Below are 21258 nucleotides of genomic sequence, written 5' to 3' on the forward strand. Positions count from 1 at the left end.
CTTATCACGGACTTGTGACCGTCCCGGGCTGGGAGCCCGCAGCCCCCGCGCAGTAGTGTGGCCGCCTGCGGACCGCCGATGCCTGGGGTCCGTCGCTGCACAGAGGGGTAAAGAACGGTGAACCTGCGCGACCTGGTGTACGGGCTCTACGCACGCCGGGTGGAGGGCCGTCTCGACCACGCCCAGGTGCCCAAGCACATCGGGGTCATCCTCGACGGGAACCGGCGCTGGGCCAAGGCGTCCGGCGGGACCCCCGAGCAGGGACACAAGGCCGGCGCGGACAAGATCCGGGAGCTGCTCGGCTGGTGCGCCGAGACCGACGTCGAGGTCGTCACGCTCTGGATGCTCTCCACGGACAACCTGAACCGGCCCGAGGAGCAGCTCGTCCCGCTGCTCGGCATCATCGAGAACGCCGTGCGCGCGCTGGCCTCCGACGGCCGCTGGCGGGTCCACCACGTCGGCACCATGGACCTGCTGCCCGCCCGCACCCAGTCCGTCCTGAAGGAGACCCAGGAGGCCACCCGGGGCAACACGGGGATACTCGTGAACGTCGCCGTGGGCTACGGCGGCCGCCAGGAGATCGCCGACGCGGTCCGCTCGCTCCTCCTGGAGCACGCCGACCGGGGCACGAGCTTCGAGGAGCTCGCCGAGATCGTCGACGTCGAGCACATCTCCGAGCACCTCTACACGCGCGGCCAGCCCGACCCGGACCTGGTGATCCGCACCAGCGGCGAGCAGCGGCTCTCCGGGTTCATGCTCTGGCAGAGCGCCCACTCGGAGTACTACTTCTGCGAGGTCCACTGGCCGGCCTTCCGCAAGGTCGACTTCCTCCGGGCGCTGCGCGACTACGCCGCCCGGCACCGGCGCTACGGCACCTGACGCACCCCCGTCGCCCCGGTCGGAACCGATCACCTCGTGTTCACGAACACGTCGTCATATGCCATGGCATGGCAGAGCTCGTTCGAGGGCATATCCCTGGTGAAGTGAGCGGCACGGAGACCGCCACCCGGGAGGCCCCTTGCACCAGGACGACCGTGCGGGACACGCACGGGAGACGTGGAGGGCCGTGGTACGGCCCGCGCATCGCGGCCCGCACCCGGTCCCATCCCGCAGCGACACCGGTTCCGTCGCGCCCCGACCTCACAGGGGTCTTCAGAGGGGGTCTGTCCTTCCGTGGTGACCAGCACGAAGCGCCGCCTTTCCGACCGGCGCACCTATGTTCTCGACACCAGCGTCCTGCTGGCCGACCCCAACGCCGTGTCCCGTTTCGAGGAGCACGAGGTGGTGCTCCCGATCGTCGTGGTCACGGAGCTGGAGGCCAAGCGGCACCATCCGGAGCTCGGCTACTTCGCCCGGCAGGCCCTGCGCCTGCTCGACGACTTCCGGATCCGGTACGGACGCCTCGACGCCCCGCTCCCCATCGGGGACCTGGGCGGCACCCTGCGTGTCGAACTCAACCATTCCGACCCCGGCGTCCTGCCCGCCGGCTACCGGTTGGGGGACAACGACTCACGGATCCTCGCGGTCGCGCGCAACCTCCAGGCCGAGGGGTACGACGTCACGGTCGTCTCCAAGGACCTGCCGCTGCGCATCAAGGCCTCCTCGGTCGGACTCCTCGCCGAGGAGTACCGGGCCGAGCTCGCCATCACGGACGCCAACGGCTGGACCGGGATGTCCGAGCTCGGACTCTCCGCCGACCAGGTGGACCTGCTCTACGACCAGGAGACGCTGTACGTGCCGGAGGCCGCCGAGCTCCCGGTCCACACGGGCCTGGTGCTCCAGTCCGAGCGCGGCAAGGCGCTCGGCCGGGTCACCGCCGAGGGGAACGTGCGGCTCGTCAGGGGCGACCGGGAGGCCTTCGGGCTGCGCGGCCGCAGCGCCGAGCAGCGGATCGCGCTCGACCTGCTCCTCGACCCGGACGTCGGCATCATCTCCATGGGCGGCCGGGCCGGCACCGGCAAGTCCGCGCTCGCGCTCTGCGCGGGCCTGGAGGCGGTCCTGGAGCGCCGTCAGCACCAGAAGGTGATGGTCTTCCGCCCGCTGTACGCGGTCGGCGGCCAGGAGCTCGGCTACCTGCCGGGCAGCGAGGCCGAGAAGATGAGCCCGTGGGCGCAGGCCGTCTTCGACACGCTGTCCTCGGTCGCCAGCCGCGAGGTCGTCGAGGAGGTGCTCGGCCGCGGGATGCTGGAGGTCCTGCCGCTCACCCACATCCGGGGCCGCTCCCTCCACGACGCCTTCGTCATCGTGGACGAGGCCCAGTCCCTGGAGCGGAACGTCCTGTTGACCGTCCTGTCCCGGATCGGGGCGAATTCGCGGGTCGTGCTCACCCATGACGTCGCCCAGCGCGACAACCTCCGGGTGGGCCGGTACGACGGAGTCGTCGCCGTCATCGAGAAACTGAAGGGGCATCCGCTGTTCGCCCACGTCACGCTCACCCGCTCCGAGCGCTCCCCGATCGCCGCGCTCGTGACGGAGATGCTGGAGGACGTTCAGATCTGACCGTTTCGTACCTTTCTGTATCGGTACGGAAGTTGACGCCGCCCGGCGAAACGCAGGAGCTTAGCCGGGCGGCGTCGCCATGTCCGCCACATGCGCCAAAACACCTGCCCCTTTCGCGATGTGAGCTTTCACACGCAACACAGAATTGCCTTGCGGCATCGCCGTCCGGCAAAGTCTTGCTTCCGTCAGGCCCCGCATACGGCACCCGTGCACCCTCCGGGGAGCGCAGTACAACTCAACAGCCGTCCGCCGTATGCCGCCCACAGCACCACGGGCCCGCGTCTCCTGTGACCCCGTACCTCGGAGACCAGTGCCAGGGGCAAGATTTCGCCCGCGTGGTCACCTGTGCGGACGATGCTGGAAGGAAACCGTGTGAGCCGGATCTCGGTCCGGGGATTCGCGGTGGCTTCGGCCACTGCGGTCACCACCGTCGGCGCCGTCGTCGGCGTCGCCTCGGGCAATGCCGCGCAGCCCGCCGACGACAACTTCGAGGCCGCCGCCGCCGACACCACGCTGCTCGCGGACATCCCCGCGGGCGAGCAGGCGCAGGTACAGGTCTCGTCCCTCGCGGAGCAGGCCTCCGTCCAGGCCGCCGCGGCCGACTCGGCCGCGAAGAAGTCCGCGGAGGAGGCGGCCCGCGTGCGCGCCGCCAAGGACGCCGAGGCCAAGAAGGAAGCGGCCGTCAAGGCCGAGGCCGAGGCCAAGGCCGAGAAGGAGCGCAAGAAGAAGGAGGAGGAGGCCGAGCGCGCCAGCCGTTCCGCGGCCCGCGACATCTCCTCCTTCGCCGCGCAGAGCTCCTACACCATCGCCGAGGTCAAGGCGATCGCCCGCCAGATCGTGCCGGCCTCGCAGTTCCAGTGCTTCAGCACCATCGTGAACCACGAGTCCACCTGGAACTACCGCGCGGTCAACCCCTCCTCGGGCGCCTACGGCCTCGTCCAGGCCCTCCCGGGCACCAAGATGAGCTCGGCCGGAGCCGACTGGCGGACCAACCCCGCCACCCAGATCAAGTGGGGGCTCAACTACATGAACGAGCGCTACGGCAGCCCCTGCGACGCCTGGGCCTTCTGGCAGAACAACCACTGGTACTAGTACCGGCGCACCGGCCCCGGAAAGCCCCCCACCGTCCCGCGGTGGGGGGCTTTCCGCACGTGGACGTGTAGGTTCGGGGATCCACGGGCACCCGGGGAGGACCGGGAAGAGCGGGCGGGGGAAGAGGGTAAGAACATGTCGAGAGTGCCAGGGTGGCTGAACCGGCTGGGCGAGGGCCTGAGCCGGGTGGGCCGACGGCTCGACGAGCGCAGGGCCGAGGCGGAACGGGACGACGAACTCGACGCGCCGTACGGGAGACCCGCCGACCGGCCCCGCGCGGCCGCGCCCGCCCCCGCGCGGCCCGGGACCGACCCGGACACCGCCGCGCCCCTGCCGGAGCAGGAGGACGGCGCCGCGGAGGGCGGCGCCGGCCTCTCCGTCCCCGCGCCCCCCTCGTACGCGCCGGCCGTCGCCGCCCGCCCCGACCCCGCCGCCGCCATCCCCTGGGGCATGCGCGTGGCCGCCGAGGCGAGCTGGCGGCTGCTGGTCTTCGCCGGGACCGTCTGGGTCCTGATGAAGGTGATCAGCTCCGTGCGGCTGGTCGTCCTCGCGTTCGTCGCCGCGCTCCTCGTCACCGCCCTGCTCCAGCCCACCGTGGCCATGCTGCGCCGCAGGGGCCTGCCCCGCGGACTCGCCACCGCCGTCACCGCCGTCTCCGGCTTCGTCGTGATGGGCCTGGTCGGCTGGTTCGTGGTCTGGCAGGTCATGGACAACATCGACAACCTGTCCGACCAGGTCAAGGGCGGCATCGAGGAGCTCAAGCGCTGGCTCCTCAACAGCCCCTTCCACGTGACCGAGCAGCAGATCAACGGCATCGCCAAGAACCTCAGCGACTCCGTCGGCACCAACGCCGAGCAGATCACCCAGGTCGGCCTCCAGGGCGTCACGGTCGTCGTCGAGACGATGACCGGCATCCTCCTCGCCATGTTCTCGACGCTCTTCCTGCTGTACGACGGGAAGAAGGTCTGGGAGTGGGCACTGAAGCTGGTGCCCGCCCAGGCCCGTCCGGGCGTCGCGGGCGCCGGGCCGCGCGCCTGGCGCACCCTCACCGCCTACGTGCGGGGCACGGTCCTCGTCGCCCTCATCGACGCCGTCTTCATCGGCATCGGCCTCTACTTCCTCGACGTGCCGATGGCCGTGCCGCTCGCCGTCTTCATCTTCCTCTTCGCCTTCATCCCGCTGGTCGGCGCCGTCGTCTCCGGCGCCCTCGCGGTCGTCGTCGCCCTGGTCACCAACGGGGTGTTCACCGCCCTGATGGTGCTCGTCGTCGTCCTCGCCGTGCAGCAGATCGAGGGTCACGTCCTCCAACCGTTCATCCTCGGCCGCGCGGTGCGGGTCCACCCGCTCGCCGTCGTCCTCGCGGTCGCCGCCGGCGGCCTGACCGCCGGCATCGGCGGCGCCGTCGCCGCCGTCCCGCTGGTCGCCGTCACCAACACGGCGGTCGGCTACCTGCGCGCGTACAGCACCGAGCAGGCCCTGCGCAGCACACCGGAGCCGCGCGGGGCGACCGCGTACGAAGTGGCCCCGACGCCGGCCCCCGGCTCGGTGCGGGACGAGCGGGGCCAGGGAGAGGACGCGTGATATCGGAACCGGAGCTGGTGGGCGGCGGGGGCTTCGAGAGACCCGAGGTGCTCACCGAGGCGCCGCGGCATCCCGGTCCGCCCCGGACCCGCCGGCCCTGGCTGTGGGCGCTCGGCGGCGCGGTCGTGGCCTCGGCGGTCTGGGGCGGCGGGCTCTACGCGTACGAGCGGAGGGAGCCGGCGGGCCCGGACCTCGGCGGGTACAAGGAGGTGGACGACCTCTGCGGGAAGGCCGGGCTGGTGGCGCTCGCCGAGGTCCTGGGCAGGCGGGGCGAGGACGGCACCGGACTGGTGATGGACGGGCCGGCCCTGCACAAGCGGGACTGCTCGCTGACCTTCGGCTCGCCGGAGACGGGGTACAGCGGGAACATCGTGTACACCCTGCACAAGGTGACGGACCCGGGGCCCGAGTTCGAGGCGTGGGGGAAGCACTACGAGCTCACCACCCCGATCGACGGGGTCGGGGAGAAGGCCCTCTTCGACGGCCGGGGGGGCGAGGGCGGGGAGCTCCGGGTCCTCGACGGCCAGGTCGAGATCGAGCTGAGCGTCTCCCGGCAGTACGTCACCGACGAGAACGGCGAACCCGTCCAGGAGACCGAGCCGATGGACCTCTCCGGGATCGAGGTCCCGATGACGCAGGACGTGCTCGCCCTGCTGGCCGAACTCAAGAAGTGACGGACGCGCGGAAGGGCCCCGGGGCGGAAAGCCCCGGGGCCCTTCTCGTGGTGCGCGCGGACGGTCAGGCCTGCTCGGCGAGGACCGCTTCCGCGTCGAGGGTGGCGCCGACCGCCTGGATCACGGCGGCGATCTTCACGGCCTCCTGGATGGTGGCGCGGTCGAGACCGGACTGGCGCAGGACCTGCTCGTGCGAGTCCAGGCACTGGCCGCAGCCGTTGATCGCGGAGACGGCCAGCGACCACAGCTCGAAGTCGACCTTCTCCACGCCCGGGTTGCCGATGACGTTCATCCGCAGACCGGCGCGCAGCGTCCCGTACTCGGGGTCCGACAGGAGGTGCCGGGTCCGGTAGAAGACGTTGTTCATCGCCATGATCGCGGCGGCGGACTTGGCGGCCTGGTACGCCTCGGGCTTCAGGTTCTCCCGGGCCTCCGGCTCCAGCTCCCTGAGCACCTTCGGCGAGCGCGAGGCGATCGCGCAGGCGAGGACGGTGCCCCACAGCTGCTGCTGCGGGAGGTCGCTGTTGCCGATGACCGAGCCCAGGTTGAGCTTCAGGTCCTTGGCGAAGTCCGGTATGGCGGCCTTGAGTTCATCGAGAGCCATGGCGGATCACTCGCCCGAGAGGAGCTTGACGGGGTCGAGCGTGGTCTCGCCCTTGCTCCAGTTGCACGGGCACAGCTCGTCGGTCTGCAGGGCGTCCAGGACCCGCAGGACCTCCTTGGGGTTACGGCCGACGGAGCCGGCGGTCACCATGGTGAACTGGATCTCGTTGTTCGGGTCCACGATGAAGACGGCGCGCTGGGCGAAGCCGTCCTCGCCCTCGACGCCGCAGTCCCGCATCAGGTCGTGCTTGGAGTCCGCGAGCATCGGGAAGGGCAGGTCGCGCAGGTCGTCGTGGTCCTTGCGCCAGGCGTGGTGCACGAACTCGGAGTCGCCGGAGACGCCGAGGATCTGGGCGTCGCGGTCCGCGAACTCGTCGTTCAGCTTGCCGAACGCGGCGATCTCGGTCGGGCAGACGAAGGTGAAGTCCTTCGGCCAGAAGAACACCACGCGCCACTTGCCCTCGTAGGACTTGTGGTCGATCTGCTCGAACTCCTTGCCGCTCTCCAGCGACACGCAGGCGGTCAGGTCGTAGGTGGGGAACTGGTCACCGACAGTGAGCACGCGCTCTCCTTGCAGCGGGGAAGCGCCCCTTTTGAGGGGCTTCCGTGGGGGTTGGACGGATCACCAGCATGGCACGGAGTGCATTGATCAGTGAAATAGCTAGAGTGGGTCGGGTTGATCGAAGGTGGTTATCAGTGGCATCCCCGTACAGCCCCCCGCACGGCCCGCACCGCACCAAGCAGCCGAGCCTCTCCCAGCTCAGAGCGTTCGCGGCGGTCGCCGAGCATCTGCACTTCCGTGACGCGGCGGCCGCCATCGGCATGAGCCAGCCCGCGCTCTCGGGCGCGGTTTCGGCACTCGAAGAGGCACTCGGTGTCCAGCTCCTTGAGCGTACGACGCGGAAGGTGCTGCTCTCGCCCGCGGGGGAGCGGCTCGCGGTGCGGGCGCGGACGGTCCTCGACGCGGTGGCCGGGCTGATGGAGGAGGCGGAGGCGGCCCGCGCCCCCTTCACCGGGGCGCTGCGGCTCGGCGTGATCCCGACCGTCGCCCCCTATCTGCTGCCGACCGTCCTGCGCCTGGTCCACCGGCGCTACCCGGAGCTCGACCTCCAGGTCCACGAGGAGCAGACCTCCTCGCTCCTGGAGGGGCTCGCGGCCGGACGGCTCGACCTGCTCCTCCTCGCCGTCCCGCTCGGGGTGCCGGGCGTCACCGAACTGCCCCTCTTCGACGAGGACTTCGTCCTGGTCACCCCGGCCGGGCACCCGCTGGCCGGGCGGGACGACATCCCGCGCGAGGCCCTGGGGGAGCTGCGGCTGCTGCTCCTGGACGAGGGGCACTGCCTGCGCGACCAGGCCCTCGACATCTGCCGCGAGGCCGGGCGCCCGGACGGCGCCGAGGTCACCACCACCGCGGCCGGCCTCGCCACCCTGGTCCAGCTCGTCGCCGGCGGGCTCGGGGTGACCCTGCTGCCGCGCACCGCCGTCACGGTCGAGACCGCCCGCAACACCGCCCTGTGGACCGGGCTCTTCGCCGATCCGGCCCCCTCGCGCCGGATCGCCCTCGCGATGCGGACGGGCGCGGCCCGGCAGGCCGAGTTCCAGGAGCTGGCGGAGGCGCTGCGGGGAGCGATGAGGGGACTGCCGGTACGCGTGGTGGGCGACGGCTCCTGAGACCCCCGGCACCGGCTGCGCGTGAGGGGCGGCGGCTCCCGGAGCCCCCCGGCACCGGGAACCGCCGCCCGTATCCGTACGCGCGGTCGACGGGTTACTCCGTGCGCAGCCCGTCCGCGCGCATCAGCCGCCACAGGACCGGCATGCTCAGGAGCGTCACCAGCGCGATCAGGGCGGCGCCGACGCCGACGACGGGCAGGAACACCCACCAGTCCCGGACCTGTTGCCCGCCCATCTTCAGGAGGACGACCCCGAGGCCGAGCCCGCCCACCACGGCGAGGGCCAGGCCGAGGACGATCGGCACCGCCGTCTGCCACAGCACCGACCAGCTCAGGGTGGAGCGCCGGGTGCCGAAGGCGACCAGCGAGGAGAGCAGCCGCTTGCGGTCCCTGAGCTGCTCCAGAGTGGTGACCAGGAGCGAGGCCGCCACCAGGAGCATCGTCAGGGTGGAGCCGACGAGGATGCCGGTGCGGACGCTGGAGAAGGCCGCGTCGCGCTCGGTGTCCTTCAGGTCCCTCACCCAGACGGTCGGGTCGATCGCGGCCGCCGTGTTCCGCACGTGCTCGGCGGCGTCGGGCACGGCCGGGTCGATCCGGATCATGCTCTGCGCGTAGGGCGCGTCGAGCAGGGCGGAGTCGATCGCCGACGGGGTGGCGAGGACGCCGTACCGGTACATGCCCGTCGGGTCGGGGCGGGAGTCCACGACCTTCGCGCGCGCGGGGATCGTCCACCGGGGCAGCGGGCCGGTCGCGGGCCGCTCCGGTCCGCCCTCCGGCGGGTGCGGGTCGCGCAGGGCGACCGTGGCGCCCGGCCGCACGACCGCGGTGATCCGCGCGTCGTCCGGGGCGCCCTGCGCGCCGTGCGCGAGGGCGACGAACACGTCGCCGTCCCGGCAGGAGGGCAGGGCGGCGAACTCCCGCAGGGAGGAGCAGTCGCCGACCCTGACCGAGGCCGACGGGGCGAACTCCCTGTCCTTCTCCAGGGGGCCGGGCCGCCACGCGTTCGACTCGAGGACGGACATCGCCTCGTCGACGCCCTCGGTCCGCGTGAAGCGGGCGGTGATGTCGCGGGCCTCTGCGGCGGTCCTGCCCTTGAAGCCGACGGCGATCCGGCTGCGGGACGGGTCCTCGCCGGTCGGCAGCGTGAAGTCGTTCTCCATCGCCTGGAAGAGCATCTGGAGCGCGATGGCGCCGGTGGCCGCGACGACGATGCCGCTGACCGCGCGGGCCGCCGTGCCGCTGCTCAGCTGGAGCCTGCGGACGGCGAGCTGCCAGGCCACCGGGCCCGCGTGCAGCCGCTTCACCCCGGCCTCGACCAGCCACGGGAGCAGTGTGGTCAGACCGACGAGGAAGAGGACGGTGCCGGTCACGACGGGCACGGTGTCGATGCTGGTCTCGGTCACCTCGACCCGGCCCATGAGCGGGGCGAGCAGGGCGGCGCCGGCCGCCAGGAGCAGCAGCCGCCACCACAGCCGGCGGCGGCGCGGCGCGGAGGACCGGACGACGCCGAGCGGCTCGATCGCCACCCCGCGCAGCGCGACGAGGGTGACCACGACCGAGGCGACCGGGACCACGACGACGGCGAGGGCGGCGAGCGCGGGCATCGGCACGACGTCGGAGGGGAAGGCGTTGGCGTCCCAGATGGTGAAGAAGCCGGAGAACTGCCGGGCCACCGCGAAGAGTCCGGCACCGGCCAGGAGGCCGAGGAGCGCGCCCGCGAGGGACTCGCCGGCCGCGATCCGCCGGGTCGTGGGGACGTCCGCGCCGACCAGCCGGAGCGCCGCGAGCCGCCGGTCGCGCTGCTCGCCGCCGAAGCGGACGGCGGTCGCGACGAAGACGAGCACGGGCAGCAGCAGGACGACGCAGGCGACGACCACGAGCAGGATCATGAAGGCGTTCATCGGCTCTTCGGGCACCGACCAGCCGAAGCGCCGGCCGCGCCCGTCGAAGTTGTCGGTGTCGAGGAAGTCGGCGTGGGCGACGTACCGCAGGTCGGCCGGGCCGATGAGCCCGTCCTTGCCGAGGGTCCCGACCGCCTCGTAGGGGAGCCGTTGCCTGAGCAGGGCGCCCTCGGGGGAGTCGAGCAGGTCGCGGAGCGCGGGGGAGACCAGCATCTCGCCGGCCCGGGGGAACGCGGTCGCGCCCGGGGGGACCGGGGGCGCGTCGCCCTCGGCGCGCAGCAGCAGCCCGGAGACGACGTCGTCCCGGTAGACGGTGGTGCGGGTGAGGTGGAGAAAGGTGTCGGGCCCGGGGGCGGTGACCTCCCGGCTCCCGTCGACGGCGCGGACCGCCTCCCGCACCTCCCGCTGGAAGAGGATGTTCGGCAGCGAGGCGGCGAGCAGCAGCAACGCCACTCCGAAGCCGACGCCGGTGGCGGTCAGCAGGGTGCGGAGCAGGCCGGGGCGCCCGCCGGTGACGGCGAACCGGGCGCCGAGCGCCAGGTCGCGGGCCCGGAACGATCCACGGGGCACCCCCCGGGTGCGGAGCTTCATGCCGCCCACTCCGCGTCCCGCACGCGTCCGTCGCGGACGACGATCTCGCGGTCCGAGTAGGCGGCGACCCTGGCCTCGTGGGTGACGAGGACGACGGCGGCGCCGGTGTCCCGGGAGGCCTCGGTGAGCAGGCTCATGACCCGTTCGCCGTTGAGGGAGTCGAGGGCGCCGGTCGGCTCGTCGGCGAAGACGACCCGCGGGGCGGTGACGAGCGCGCGGGCGACGGCGACGCGCTGGCCCTGGCCGCCGGACACCTCGCCGGGGCGCTTGCCGGCGACGGCGTCGACCTCCAGGCGGGCGAGCCACTCGACGGCCCTGGCCTCGGCGGCCTTGCGCTTCTCGCCGTTGAGGCGCAGCGGGAGGGCCACGTTCTCCGCGCAGGTCAGCTCGGGGACGAGCTGGCCGAACTGGAAGACGAAGCCGAAGTCGGTGCGGCGCAGGGAGCTGCGCTCGCGGTCGGAGAGCGCGGTGAGGTCCCGCCCGTCGTAGGCGATGGTGCCCGCGTCGGGGCGGACGATCCCGGCCAGGCAGTGCAGCAGCGTGGACTTGCCGGAGCCGGAGGGGCCCATGACGGCGACGACCTCGCCGGCCCGCAGCGAGAAGTCGGCGCCCGCGAGCGCCGGGGTCGGCCCGTAGGCCTTGTCGAGGCCGGTGGCCCGCAGGAGCGGCGCGGAGGTCATCGGCGGACCTCCTCGGCGAGCTGGTCGAGCCGGGCGGCGGTCAGTTCCAGCCAGCGCAGGTCCGCCTCCAGATGGAAGAGGGCGTGGTCGCAGATGAGCTGGTCGGCCAGGTCGCCGTCCTTCTTGCGCCGGGTGAGCTCGCGCATCAGGCGCAGGTGCTCGGAGCGCTGGGCGTCGAGGATCCCGGCGGCCCCGCGACCGGTCAGCAGGGCCAGGACGACCTTGGTGTAGAGGGTGGACTGGAGGTACGGCTCCGGCTTCTCGGGGGTGGCGAGCCACTGGGCGACATCGGTGACGCCCGCCTCGGTGACGGCGTACCGCTTCCGCTCGGGCCCGCCGCCCGCCTCGACGCCGTCGACGACCACGAGGCCGTTCTTCAGGAGCCGGGACATGGTCGAGTAGACCTGGCCGTAGTGGAGCGGCCGGTCGTGGCCGAATCTGTCGTCGAAGGCGCGCTTGAGGTCGTAGCCGTGGCGCGGGCCGGACTCCAGGAGCCCGAGGAGGGTGTGACCGATGGACATGCCGGTCACTGTACATGGTGTGTATACCTGCGATGTATAGAGGTCGGAGCGAGGGTGGACGGGTGCCCGGCGAGCGGTCGAGACAAGCGGAATGCTCCCTTCACGCAACCGTTCGACAGGCGGGAGCGTCGGTTCCTCTGGGTGTGGGTGCTGATTCTCACGTCCTGAAAAGACGTGATCGGTCTCCTATGTCCGTCCTGTCGGTGTTAGCTTGCTGAGCTGATCCGGCCCGCGCGGACACGCGCCGGAGCGCCGGGACACACGACGAGCGGAGCGACAGGACAGATGGGCCGACCTGAGACGGGCAAGGCGAGGAAGAGCGGCATACGCCGCCTCTTCTCCTGGAAGAAGCTCCTGGGCACCTTCATCGTGTGCTGCCTGCTCGGCATGGGCGCCCTGTACGTCGTCTACCTCATGGTCCCGGTGCCGACGGCCAACGCCGAGGCGACGATGCAGAGCAACATCTACAAGTACTCCAACGGCAAGATCCTCGCCCGCACCGGCGAGATCAACCGCGAGATCGTCGGCCTCGACAAGATCCCCGAGCAGGTCCAGCAGGCGTTCGTCGCCGCCGAGAACAAGACCTTCTACAAGGACAACGGCGTCGACATCAAGGGCACCACCCGCGCCGCCTGGTCCACCGTCACGGGCAAGGGCAAGCAGGGCGGCTCGACGATCACCCAGCAGTACGTCAAGAACTACTACCTGAGCCAGGACCAGACGGCGACCCGCAAGCTCAAGGAAATGGTCATCGCCCTCAAGGTCGACCAGAACATGGGCAAGAGCGAGATCCTCGCCGGGTACATGAACACCAGCTACTACGGGCGCAGCGCCTACGGCATCCAGGCCGCCGCCCGCTCGTACTACGGCGTCGACGCCTCCCGCCTCACCACCGCCCAGGGCGCCTACCTCGCCGCCCTGCTCCAGGCCCCCAACCAGTACGACTGGACCTCCGCGAACGCCACCGGCCGCAAGCTCGTCGAACAGCGCTGGAACTACGTCCTCGACAACATGGTCGAGCAGAACTGGCTGTCGCCCTCCGAGCGCGCCGGCATGAAGTTCCCCGCGCCGCAGAAGCCCAAGCCGCTCCCCGGCATGGAGGGCCAGACCGGCTACCTCGTCGAGGCCGCCAACCAGGAGCTGATGCGCCGGGGCGTCAGCGAGGAGGACATCAAGGCCGGCGGCTGGACCTTCACCCTCAACATCGACGAGAAGAAGCAGAAGGCCCTCGTCAAGGCGGTCGACAGGCAGCTGGAGTCCAAGCTCGACCGCAAGGGGAACGAGAAGCACGCCGTCGTCCAGGCCGGCGCCACCTCCGTCGACCCGAAGACCGGCGCGGTCGTCGCCATGTACGGCGGCGTCGGCGCCACCGAGCACTGGATCTCCAACGCCACCCGCCGCGACTACCAGCCCGCCTCCACCTTCAAGCCGATCGTCCTCGCCTCCGCGATCGAGAACCACTCGAAGACCCAGGACGGACGCCACATCGGCCTCGGCACGATCTACGACGGCGACAGCAGGCGCCCCGTCGTGGGCAGCGACATCCCCTTCAAGCCGCAGAACGAGAACGACCGCAGCTACGGCCCCGTCACCGTCCAGAGGGCCACCAACAGCTCGATCAACTCGGTCTACGCCCAGATGATCGTCGACGTCGGCCCCGCCAAGGTGAAGAAGACCGCCCTGGCCCTCGGCATGAGGGACGGCAGGGACTTCCCCGAGGCCCCCGCCATCTCCCTCGGCGTCATGAACGCCTCGACCCTGGACATGGCCGGCGTCTACGCCACGCTCGACAACCACGGCAAGCGGGTCACCCCGACCCTGGTGAAGACCGCCGAGCACCGGGACCGCACGGTCCGGGCCGCGGACGCGATCGGCGACCAGGTCATCACCCGCGAGGCCGCCGACACCGCCACCAAGGCCATGACCGGCGTCGTGCGCAGCGGCTCCGGCACCCGCGCCGCCGGGGACTACGCCGCCGCCGGCAAGACCGGCACCTCCGAGAACAACCGCTCCGCCTGGTTCGTCGGCTACACCCCCGAACTCGTCACCGCCGTCGGCCTCTTCGGCGAGGACGCCAAGGGCAACCAGGTCACCCTGACCAACACCATCAACCAGGGCCGCGCCAACGGCGGCCGCACGCCCGCCCAGATCTGGGGCGACTACACGACCCGCGCCCTGAACGGCGGCTCCGACGCCCGGTTCGACCTGGAGACCGACGGCACGGACGCCGTCGAGCCCGACCCCGGCGCGACCACCGAGGGCCCCGAGGAGCCGACGGACGAGCCGACCACGGCCTCCCCGGGCACCACGACCCCGCCGGCGACCGAACCCGCCACCACCCCGCCGACCCGCACGAGCGACCCGGCCACCACCCCGCCGACGCCCACCACCGACGAGCCGACGACCGGCGAGCCGTCCCCGCCGCCCTCCGTCGAACCGCCCGACGGCGGCGGCACCGACCCCGAGCCGGGCGGCGACACGACCGGCAGGCCCGTCCGCCCGACGGCACCGCGATAACGGGGCCGCCGCACGGAGACGCACGGAAGGCCGGACCCCCTCGGGGGTCCGGCCTTCCGGCCGTCCGGGACGGCCCCGCTCAGGTACGGGTCGCCAGCTCGAACCAGACCACCTTGCCGCCCGAGAGCCGGGTCGCCCCCCAGCGCCGGGCCAGCCGGTTCACCAGGAACAGGCCGCGCCCGCCCTCGTCGGTGTCCCGCGCCCGCCGCTGCCGGGGCAGCTGCGGGGAGTCGTCGCCGACCTCGCAGCGCAGCACGTCCGTACGGAGCAGCCGCAGGGTCACGGGCCGCTCCGCGTACCGCACGGCGTTCGTCACGACCTCGCTGATCAGCAGCTCCACCGAGTCCGTGAGCTCCTCCAGGTCCCAGCGGGCCAGCGCCCGCCGGGCGAGCCGCCGGGCACGGCCCGGGGCCGCGTCCTCCGGATCCAGGAACCAGTACGCCACGTCGCTCGGCGCGATCCCGTCGAACCGGGCCGCGAGCAGCGCGATGTCGTCGTCCCGGTCGCCCGGGCCCAGCATGTCCAGGACGTCGTCGCAGAGCGCCTCCAGCGGGGGCGAGTGGTCCGGACCGGTCAGCTGCGCGGTCGCCGCCAGGCGCTCCCGCAACTGCTCGATCCCCGTCCACACGTCCCGCAGCCGGGACTCCACCAGACCGTCGGTGTACAGCAGCAGCGTGGCGCCGGCCGGGGCGTCCAGCTCGACCGCCTCGAAGTCCACCCCGCCCACCCCGATCGGCGCGCCCGGCGGCACCCGCAGCACCTCCGCGCGCCCGCCCAGATGGAGCAGTATCGGCGGCGGATGGCCGGCGTTCGCCACCGTGATCCGGTGCGAGACCGGGTCGTACACCGCGTACATGCAGGTGGCCATCCGGTTCTCGCCGAGCCGCTGCGCCTGCTCGTCCAGGTGGTGCAGCACCTCCTGCGGCGGCAGGTCGAGCCCGGCCAGGGTCTGCGCGGTGGTGCGCAGCTGGCCCATGATCGCCGCCGACGTCATGGAATGGCCCATGACGTCGCCCACGACCAGGGCGACCCTGCTGCCGGGCAGCGGGATCGCGTCGTACCAGTCGCCGCCCACCCGGGCCGTCTCGGCCGCCGGCAGATAGCGCGAGGCCAGCCTGACCCCGGTCGGCTGCGGCAGCGAGTCCGGCAGCATCGTCCGCTGGAGCTCGTCCGCGATGTACGCCTCCCGGCCGTACAGGACCGCCTTGTCGATGCCGAGCGCCGTGTGGGTGGCCAGCTGCGCCGCCACGAGCAGGTCGTTCGGCTCGAAGCCGGCCCGCTCCGGACGGCGCAGGAACACGGCCGCGCCGATCACCCGGCGCCGGCCGCGCAGCGGAGCCAGTATCGCCCGCAGCCCGCCGGGCAGCGGGTGGTCGGTGCCGAGCAGCTCGGACAGCGCCTCCCGGGCGGCGGCGGAGTCGCCGAAGACCGGCCGCACCCCGCGCAGCACCTCGGCGAGCGCTCCTCCGGACCGCACCTCGCAGAGTTCGGCCGCGGGGGTCGGATCCGGATCGGGCACGAGGACGAGCTCCTCGGACTCCGGGTCCGTTAACCGCAGCCGGTCCGTCCGGCGCAGCCGCAGCACGAACGGCGCCACCGGGCGCTCGTCGCCCACCGGCAGCGGATCGCGCAGGTAGACCAGGATCTCGTCGGAGAACGTCGGCACGGTCGCCCGGCACAGGCCGAGCACGATCTCGTCCAGGTCGATGCCGCGGGCGATGCGGCGGGTCGCCGCCCCGACGAACCGCAGCCGCTCGCCCTCCCGCCGCGCCGACGTGGTCCCGCCGCCGGACGGCTGCGGGGAGACGGCGACGGCCACGGCGGCGGAGCCGCCCGGGGCGCCGGTCCCGAGGGGCGCGCCGGGCGCCGCCGGGGACTCCGCACCGGGGACCGGTGCTCCGCCCGGCTGCGCGGGCACGTCGGGCAGGCCGGCCGCCGCCTCCTGGCGGGGGCGCGCGCGTTCCTGCGGCCGGGCAGCCAGCGGCTGCCGGCCTTCGTGGGAGGTGGGATGCTCCGTCACGCGTGGGATTCCGTCCGTCCGGGCCGGTGGTGCGATGCACTCGCTCTTCTCGCCGATGCCGCGCCTTCGGCGGGGATAAACCCCTCGTGTGCGGCGGATGCGGACGCTCCGCTGGGCGCGGCGGCGACGGGGGTCGGAACACCCGGGCAGACGTCCGGCACTGCTCTCCCCCTCGTGGTGACTGGCGGTCAGGTCCAGTGTGCTGTTCGGTCGCTGACGTACTGTTCGGTAGGTCTGACGTGCCGTGCGGTCCGTCTCCGGCGTGCGGAGGACGATCCTACGGTTGGACCCCTGGGGCGCATCAAGGGTCTCACGGCCCGGTGTGCGCCGGGGTGCGATCCCAGTCCGCCGGCAGTTCCGGAATGCGCCAGGCCGGATCCGGCCGCCAGTGCTCCCAGCCGTCCGCGAACGGCGCCCCCCACGCCTCGATCCGCTCCACCGCGAGCCGCCCGGCGGCCCGCACCCGCGCCGCCTGCTCCGGGCCCATCAGACCGGACCGCCGGGCCTGCGCGAACTCGTCCTCGTCCCGCCACAGCCAGCTGCGGTCCGGGTAGACGGAGATGTCGAGGAAGTGGTCCTCGGAGTCGACGCCGCCGGACCAGCGGGTCCGCGGCTCCTCCAGGTTCACGTACCAGCTCCGGAAGCGCCAGCCGCGCTCCCAGAACAGCCACACCGACCACGGCTCGCCGGGCCGGGCCAGCTTCAGCACCCCGCTGCCGGCCCAGCGGGCCCGCTCGGTGGTGCGGGGAGCGGTGTAGCGGGTGGCGAGCGGCTCGTCGTGGACGGAGGTGCCGTCGGCGAGCACGGGCCGGACGCACTCGGTGCCGGGTGCCATCCAGACCGCGAGCAGCTCGGGACCGTCCTGGACGACCGTCACCGGCCGGCAGATGTGCACGGCCCCGGTGCCGTTGCCGCGGTAGCGCCAGAGGACGTGGTCCCCCGGCGCCCAGTGCTGAGAACCGTCCGATCCTGTCATGCGCAGATCTTAGGGGCGCGCTCCCACCGCCGCTGCGGTCCGGGTCACGGAAGAGCCGGCGCGCGGGGTGCGCGGGGGCCGGCGCACGGGGTGCGCGGGGCCGCCGGCGGGCCGGCCGGCCCCTCCCGCCTCCCGCTCCGCGGGACCTCTACGGGTGCGTCATCCGCAGCACGTCCAGCGCCTCGTCCAGCTGCTCCACCGTGAGGTCGCCCCGCTCGACGTAGCCGGACTCCAGGACCACCTCGCGGATGGTCCTGCGCTCCGCGAGGGACTTCTTGGCGACCTTGGCGGCCTCCTCGTAGCCGATGTACTTGTTCAGCGGGGTGACCACGGACGGCGAGGACTCGGCGTACTCGCGGGCGCGCTCGGCGTTGGCCGTGATCCCGTCGACCGTGCGGTCCGCGAGCAGCCGGGACGCGTTGGCCAGAAGCCGTACGGATTCCAGCAGGTTCTTGGCCATCACCGGCAGCATCACGTTGAGCTCGAAGTTCCCGGCCGCGCCCGCCACCGCCACCGTGGTGTCGTTTCCGGTCACCTGCGCGGCGACCATCAGGACCGCCTCGGGGATCACCGGGTTCACCTTGCCCGGCATGATCGAGGAGCCGGGCTGGAGGTCGGGCAGGTTGATCTCGGCGAGGCCCGTGCGCGGCCCGCTCGCCATCCAGCGCAGATCGTTGGCGATCTTGGTGAGGGAGACGGCGATGGTCCTGAGCTGCCCGGACGCCTCCACCAGGCCGTCGCGGGCGCCCTGCGCCTCGAAGTGGTCGCGGGCCTCGGTCAGCGGCAGTCCGGTCGTGCGGGCGACCTCCGCGATGACGGCCGCGGAGAAGCCGGCCGGGGTGTTGATGCCGGTGCCCACCGCCGTGCCGCCGAGGGGGAGTTCGGCGAGCCGGGGAAGCGCGGCCCGCAGCCGTTCGACCCCGTACCTCACCTGCGCCGCGTAGCCGCCGAACTCCTGGCCCAGGGTGACCGGGGTGGCGTCCATCAGGTGCGTGCGGCCGGACTTCACGACCTTCGCGAATTCGGCCGATTTCCGCTCCAGGGCGGCGGCCAGGTGCTCCAGGGCGGGGATCAGGTCGCGGGTCACGGCGCCGGTCGCCGCGATGTGGATGGAGGACGGGAAGACGTCGTTGGACGACTGCGAGGCGTTCACGTGGTCGTTGGGGTGCACCTCCCGGCCCTCGGGCAGCCGCTCGGTGGCGAGGGTGGCGATCACCTCGTTGGTGTTCATGTTGGACGAGGTGCCCGAGCCGGTCTGGAAGACGTCCACGGGGAAGTGCGCGTCCCAGCGCCCCTCCGCGACCTCCTCCGCCGCCGAGGCGATCGCCTCCGCGCGGTCCCCGTCGATCACCCCGAGCCCGGCGTTGACCGTGGCGGCGGCGGCCTTGATCCGGGCCAGGGCCTCGATGTGGGCGCGCTCCAGGCGCTGGCCCGAGACGGGGAAGTTCTCCACCGCCCGCTGGGTCTGGGCCCGCCACTTGGCGTGCGCGGGCACCCGCACCTCGCCCATGGAGTCGTGCTCGATCCGGAAGTCCCCGGCCCGCTCGCTGTCGTTCATCTTCTCCAACCTCCCGCAAAAGTTGAGCACTTGTCTTGTTCGATGTATTCCCAAGGCGCGTACCGGCCAGTAAAAACCGTGGGTAACCCCACTTCCAGGAGGCGCAATGACGCGCACCAGGTACAGATTCCGCCGGCCCGCCGCCGCCGTCGCCACGGCCGCCGCGATCCTCGGAACGATGATCGCGGCCACCGCTCCCGCCGGCGCGGCCGACACGACCACGGGCACGAGGGCCGCCGTCGCCTCCGTACCCCTGCCCCCCGCCCTGGAGACCATCCGGGCGGCCGAGGCGACCAGGATCTACGGAAGCCCCGAGGAGCGCCCGCTCGACCAGCGCAGGAGCGGACTGATCTCGCTCGGCGACAGCGAGATCTCCGGCGAGGGCGTCGGCACCTACGAACCGCCCACCAACGGCCCCTCCAACTGGTGCCACCGCTCTCCCGAGGCCGCCGTCCACCGCACCGGCATCCCCGCGGACCTCACGTTCAACGTGTCCTGCTCCGGCGCGTACACCGGCAACATCAAGATCGGCGGCTCCCGGCAGTACGCCGACGAGCTCGTCCAGAGCGACAGCCTCGCCATCAAGGCCCGCAACACCCGGATCAAGATGGTCCTGCTCGTCGCCGGGGCCAACGACGACCTCCAGTTCGGCCCGGTCATGACCGACTGCGTCACCCGCTACCTGCTGAGCCAGGGCGCCTGCGAGCCCAAGTACGCCCCCGGCTGGCAGGCCCGCGTCGACGGACTCGTCCCCAAGGTCGAGCAGACCGTCCGCGACCTCAAGACGGTCATGCGCGACGCCGGATACGCCGACGGCGACTACAAGCTCGTCCTCATGGGCTACCCGAGCCCGATCGGACCCGACTTCCGCGACAACCCGAACTTCCCCGGCAAACTGGCCTGCGGCGGCCTGGGCTACGACTCCGACACCGTCTGGGGCCGCAACACCGCCGTCCCCGCCTTCGAGCGCGGCATGCGGAAGGCCGCCGCCTCCACCGGCGCCACCTACCTCGACAACTCCCGCCTCTTCCACGGCCACGAGGTCTGCACCGAGGACCCCTGGGCCCGGGGCCTCTACATCGACCTCTCCAAGCCCGGCCTCCCGGACGAGAACTCGGTCCGCCAGTCCTTCCACCCCAACGCGCGCGGGCACGCCGCCTTCGCGGCCTGCCTCACCCAGCTCTACGCTTCGGGCCTGCGCGAGGCGAGCTGCGCCGACGTGAACTCCACCGGGAAGCCGACCCTCTTCCCGCTCGCCTGGGACGACGCCTACCGCCCGCTGAGGAACCAGGCGACCGGCAACTGCCTGGACGTCGACGCCGCCGCCAGCGCCAACGGCACCCGGGTCCTCGGCTGGGACTGCCACGACGGCCGCAACCAGACCTGGTGGTACGACTCCGCCCGGCAGACCGTCCACACCGGCCTCACCCAGGACCGCTGCGTGGACGTGCCCGACCTCCAGTACCGCGCCGGCACGGGCCTGATCCTCTGGAACTGCCACGGCGGCGCCAACCAGAAGTTCGTCCGCGACGGCGCCACCCTCCGGCCCGCCACCGCGACCGGCATGTGCCTCACCCAGGGCGCGGCGAAGGAGCAGATCGGGCTCCGGGCCTGCGACGGCTCCGCGAACCAGAAGTTCGCGTAGCCCGCACCCGGCCGGAAGCGCCGCGGCCCCCGTCCGGCGAGGGACGGGGGCCGCGGTCACGGCTCAGCCGAGCCTCAGGCTCGTACGGGCCAGTTCGTACGCCGGGAGCATCGCGCGGTGCTCCCCGGTGTCCATCCCGCCGAGGTGGACGACGACCGCGCCCTCCGGCGTGGCGACGGCGAAGGCGCGCTCCTCCTTGTCCTCGCCGAGGACTTCGCTCCGCACCGTGTAGGTCACCTCGACGGCGGGCAGCGCGCCCGCCGTCGTCTCCCGGTACGAGGCGCCCGAAGCCTTCCCGTCCGCCGCCACGAACCCTTCGAGCGCCGCCCGCGCGGGCCCCTTCCGCGCCGTCCACACCCGCAGGAAGCCGACGTGCCCGGCGGGCTTGGCGTCGACCTCGCAGCGGGCGAAGGCCGGCCCCTGGCGCGTGAGCGCCGCGAACTCCGGGTCCTCGGGGTCCTCGATCGCCTTCGGCCTCCACTCCTTCGCCAGGGAGAAGGAGACCGGCAGCGGACAGGCCGTCCCCGGCCCGCCGAGGAAGGCCGCGGCGGCGGGCGCCCCCGAGGGCGCGGCGTCCGACGGCTTCGCGACGGACGCCGGAGCCTCCGGGACGGCCCCGGGGCGCGGCTCGGAGCCGCAGCCGGTCAGCAGCGGCCCCGCCGCGAGGACGACGGGGACCAGGAGCCGTATCGGGAGTCTCATGATCGGCAGCGTAACCGCCCCCGGAACC

At 72.5% G+C, this 21258-nt stretch carries 17 protein-coding genes; 8 read left to right on the forward strand and 9 right to left on the reverse strand.

All coding sequences use genetic code 11. The features are described 5' to 3' along the window. Positions 1 to 117: 117 nt before the first annotated feature. The 5 genes from ACIQKA_RS01760 to ACIQKA_RS01780 all read left to right on the forward strand — a co-directional run bounded on the left by ACIQKA_RS01760 (position 118) and on the right by ACIQKA_RS01780 (position 5846). The gene (locus tag ACIQKA_RS01760) at positions 118 to 879 is read left to right on the forward strand and encodes an isoprenyl transferase (RefSeq protein ID WP_402539649.1); all 762 of its coding nucleotides are present in this window, start codon (positions 118 to 120) and stop codon (positions 877 to 879) included. Between the two features lie 294 nt (positions 880 to 1173). Then, entirely contained in the window at positions 1174 to 2499 is a 1326-nt protein-coding gene (locus tag ACIQKA_RS01765; protein WP_383149945.1) for a PhoH family protein, read from the forward strand. Positions 2500 to 2853: 354 nt separating this feature from the next. After that, positions 2854 to 3591: a transglycosylase SLT domain-containing protein gene (locus tag ACIQKA_RS01770; RefSeq protein WP_386363052.1), complete on the forward strand. Its 738-nt coding sequence runs from the start codon at positions 2854 to 2856 to the stop codon at positions 3589 to 3591. 135 nt (positions 3592 to 3726) lie between these two features. Continuing rightward, a complete protein-coding gene (locus tag ACIQKA_RS01775; RefSeq protein ID WP_383149949.1) occupies positions 3727 to 5172 on the forward strand; it encodes an AI-2E family transporter in 1446 nt (481 codons plus the stop codon). After that, entirely contained in the window at positions 5169 to 5846 is a 678-nt protein-coding gene (locus tag ACIQKA_RS01780; protein WP_391093339.1) for a hypothetical protein, read from the forward strand. The genes ACIQKA_RS01775 and ACIQKA_RS01780 overlap by 4 nt, the downstream gene beginning before the upstream one ends. A gap of 64 nt (positions 5847 to 5910) precedes the next feature. Here ACIQKA_RS01780 and ACIQKA_RS01785 read toward each other — a convergent pair whose 3' ends face one another. Both ACIQKA_RS01785 and ACIQKA_RS01790 read right to left on the reverse strand, forming a co-directional pair. Next, the gene (locus tag ACIQKA_RS01785; protein WP_356541717.1) at positions 5911 to 6450 is read right to left on the reverse strand and encodes an alkyl hydroperoxide reductase; all 540 of its coding nucleotides are present in this window, start codon (positions 6448 to 6450) and stop codon (positions 5911 to 5913) included. Positions 6451 to 6456: 6 nt separating this feature from the next. Further along, positions 6457 to 7011, reverse strand: a complete 555-nt coding sequence (locus ACIQKA_RS01790) for a peroxiredoxin (protein WP_062752446.1) — start codon at positions 7009 to 7011, stop codon at positions 6457 to 6459. A gap of 134 nt (positions 7012 to 7145) precedes the next feature. Between ACIQKA_RS01790 and ACIQKA_RS01795 the strand changes: the two genes are divergently transcribed. After that, on the forward strand, positions 7146 to 8120 hold the full coding sequence (locus ACIQKA_RS01795; RefSeq protein ID WP_383149954.1) for a LysR substrate-binding domain-containing protein: 975 nt from the start codon (positions 7146 to 7148) through the stop codon (positions 8118 to 8120). A 94-nt stretch (positions 8121 to 8214) separates the two neighbouring features. Here the strand turns inward: ACIQKA_RS01795 and ACIQKA_RS01800 are convergent, their stop codons facing one another. From ACIQKA_RS01800 to ACIQKA_RS01810, 3 genes are read right to left on the reverse strand one after another with little or no spacing between them, the layout of a single operon-like run. Next, a complete protein-coding gene (locus ACIQKA_RS01800) occupies positions 8215 to 10611 on the reverse strand; it encodes an FtsX-like permease family protein (RefSeq protein WP_402539651.1) in 2397 nt (798 codons plus the stop codon). Next, positions 10608 to 11291, reverse strand: coding sequence for an ABC transporter ATP-binding protein (locus ACIQKA_RS01805; RefSeq protein ID WP_383149958.1), 684 nt, complete (start codon positions 11289 to 11291; stop codon positions 10608 to 10610). The genes ACIQKA_RS01800 and ACIQKA_RS01805 overlap by 4 nt, the downstream gene beginning before the upstream one ends. Next, a complete protein-coding gene (locus tag ACIQKA_RS01810; protein ID WP_391093333.1) occupies positions 11288 to 11812 on the reverse strand; it encodes a helix-turn-helix transcriptional regulator in 525 nt (174 codons plus the stop codon). Before ACIQKA_RS01810 ends, ACIQKA_RS01805 begins: the two co-directional genes overlap by 4 nt. A gap of 285 nt (positions 11813 to 12097) precedes the next feature. On the opposite strand from ACIQKA_RS01810, the gene ACIQKA_RS01815 reads away from it, so the two are divergent. Then, the gene (locus ACIQKA_RS01815; protein ID WP_383149961.1) at positions 12098 to 14329 is read left to right on the forward strand and encodes a transglycosylase domain-containing protein; all 2232 of its coding nucleotides are present in this window, start codon (positions 12098 to 12100) and stop codon (positions 14327 to 14329) included. 79 nt (positions 14330 to 14408) lie between these two features. Here ACIQKA_RS01815 and ACIQKA_RS01820 read toward each other — a convergent pair whose 3' ends face one another. The 3 genes from ACIQKA_RS01820 to ACIQKA_RS01830 form a co-directional block, all read right to left on the reverse strand. Beyond that, on the reverse strand, positions 14409 to 16349 hold the full coding sequence (locus ACIQKA_RS01820) for a SpoIIE family protein phosphatase (RefSeq protein ID WP_383149963.1): 1941 nt from the start codon (positions 16347 to 16349) through the stop codon (positions 14409 to 14411). A gap of 310 nt (positions 16350 to 16659) precedes the next feature. Beyond that, entirely contained in the window at positions 16660 to 17325 is a 666-nt protein-coding gene (locus ACIQKA_RS01825) for a DUF402 domain-containing protein (RefSeq protein ID WP_402539654.1), read from the reverse strand. A 148-nt stretch (positions 17326 to 17473) separates the two neighbouring features. Beyond that, on the reverse strand, positions 17474 to 18883 hold the full coding sequence (locus tag ACIQKA_RS01830; RefSeq protein WP_383149967.1) for a class II fumarate hydratase: 1410 nt from the start codon (positions 18881 to 18883) through the stop codon (positions 17474 to 17476). A 106-nt stretch (positions 18884 to 18989) separates the two neighbouring features. On the opposite strand from ACIQKA_RS01830, the gene ACIQKA_RS01835 reads away from it, so the two are divergent. Next, a complete protein-coding gene (locus tag ACIQKA_RS01835) occupies positions 18990 to 20528 on the forward strand; it encodes a ricin-type beta-trefoil lectin domain protein (RefSeq protein ID WP_402539655.1) in 1539 nt (512 codons plus the stop codon). 63 nt (positions 20529 to 20591) lie between these two features. Here the strand turns inward: ACIQKA_RS01835 and ACIQKA_RS01840 are convergent, their stop codons facing one another. Further along, positions 20592 to 21230, reverse strand: coding sequence for a lipoprotein (locus tag ACIQKA_RS01840; RefSeq protein WP_402539656.1), 639 nt, complete (start codon positions 21228 to 21230; stop codon positions 20592 to 20594). Between the last annotated feature and the right edge of the window lie 28 nt (positions 21231 to 21258).

The organism is Streptomyces sp. NPDC092045, from assembly GCF_044756005.1.
Classification (GTDB): domain Bacteria; phylum Actinomycetota; class Actinomycetes; order Streptomycetales; family Streptomycetaceae; genus Streptomyces.

Bases quoted from the DNA above. Each gene is read 5' to 3' on its own strand.
- ACIQKA_RS01770 (WP_386363052.1), top strand. From the start codon at position 2,854: ATGCTGGAAGGAAACCGTGTGAGCCGGATCTCGGTCCGGGGATTCGCG.
- ACIQKA_RS01775 (WP_383149949.1), top strand. From the start codon at position 3,727: ATGTCGAGAGTGCCAGGGTGGCTGAACCGGCTGGGCGAGGGCCTGAGC.
- ACIQKA_RS01785 (WP_356541717.1), bottom strand. From the start codon at position 6,450: ATGGCTCTCGATGAACTCAAGGCCGCCATACCGGACTTCGCCAAGGAC.
- ACIQKA_RS01800 (WP_402539651.1), bottom strand. From the start codon at position 10,611: ATGAAGCTCCGCACCCGGGGGGTGCCCCGTGGATCGTTCCGGGCCCGC.
- ACIQKA_RS01805 (WP_383149958.1), bottom strand. From the start codon at position 11,291: ATGACCTCCGCGCCGCTCCTGCGGGCCACCGGCCTCGACAAGGCCTAC.
- ACIQKA_RS01810 (WP_391093333.1), bottom strand. From the start codon at position 11,812: ATGTCCATCGGTCACACCCTCCTCGGGCTCCTGGAGTCCGGCCCGCGC.
- ACIQKA_RS01815 (WP_383149961.1), top strand. From the start codon at position 12,098: ATGGGCCGACCTGAGACGGGCAAGGCGAGGAAGAGCGGCATACGCCGC.
- ACIQKA_RS01825 (WP_402539654.1), bottom strand. From the start codon at position 17,325: ATGACAGGATCGGACGGTTCTCAGCACTGGGCGCCGGGGGACCACGTC.
- ACIQKA_RS01830 (WP_383149967.1), bottom strand. From the start codon at position 18,883: ATGAACGACAGCGAGCGGGCCGGGGACTTCCGGATCGAGCACGACTCC.
- ACIQKA_RS01835 (WP_402539655.1), top strand. From the start codon at position 18,990: ATGACGCGCACCAGGTACAGATTCCGCCGGCCCGCCGCCGCCGTCGCC.
- ACIQKA_RS01840 (WP_402539656.1), bottom strand. From the start codon at position 21,230: ATGAGACTCCCGATACGGCTCCTGGTCCCCGTCGTCCTCGCGGCGGGG.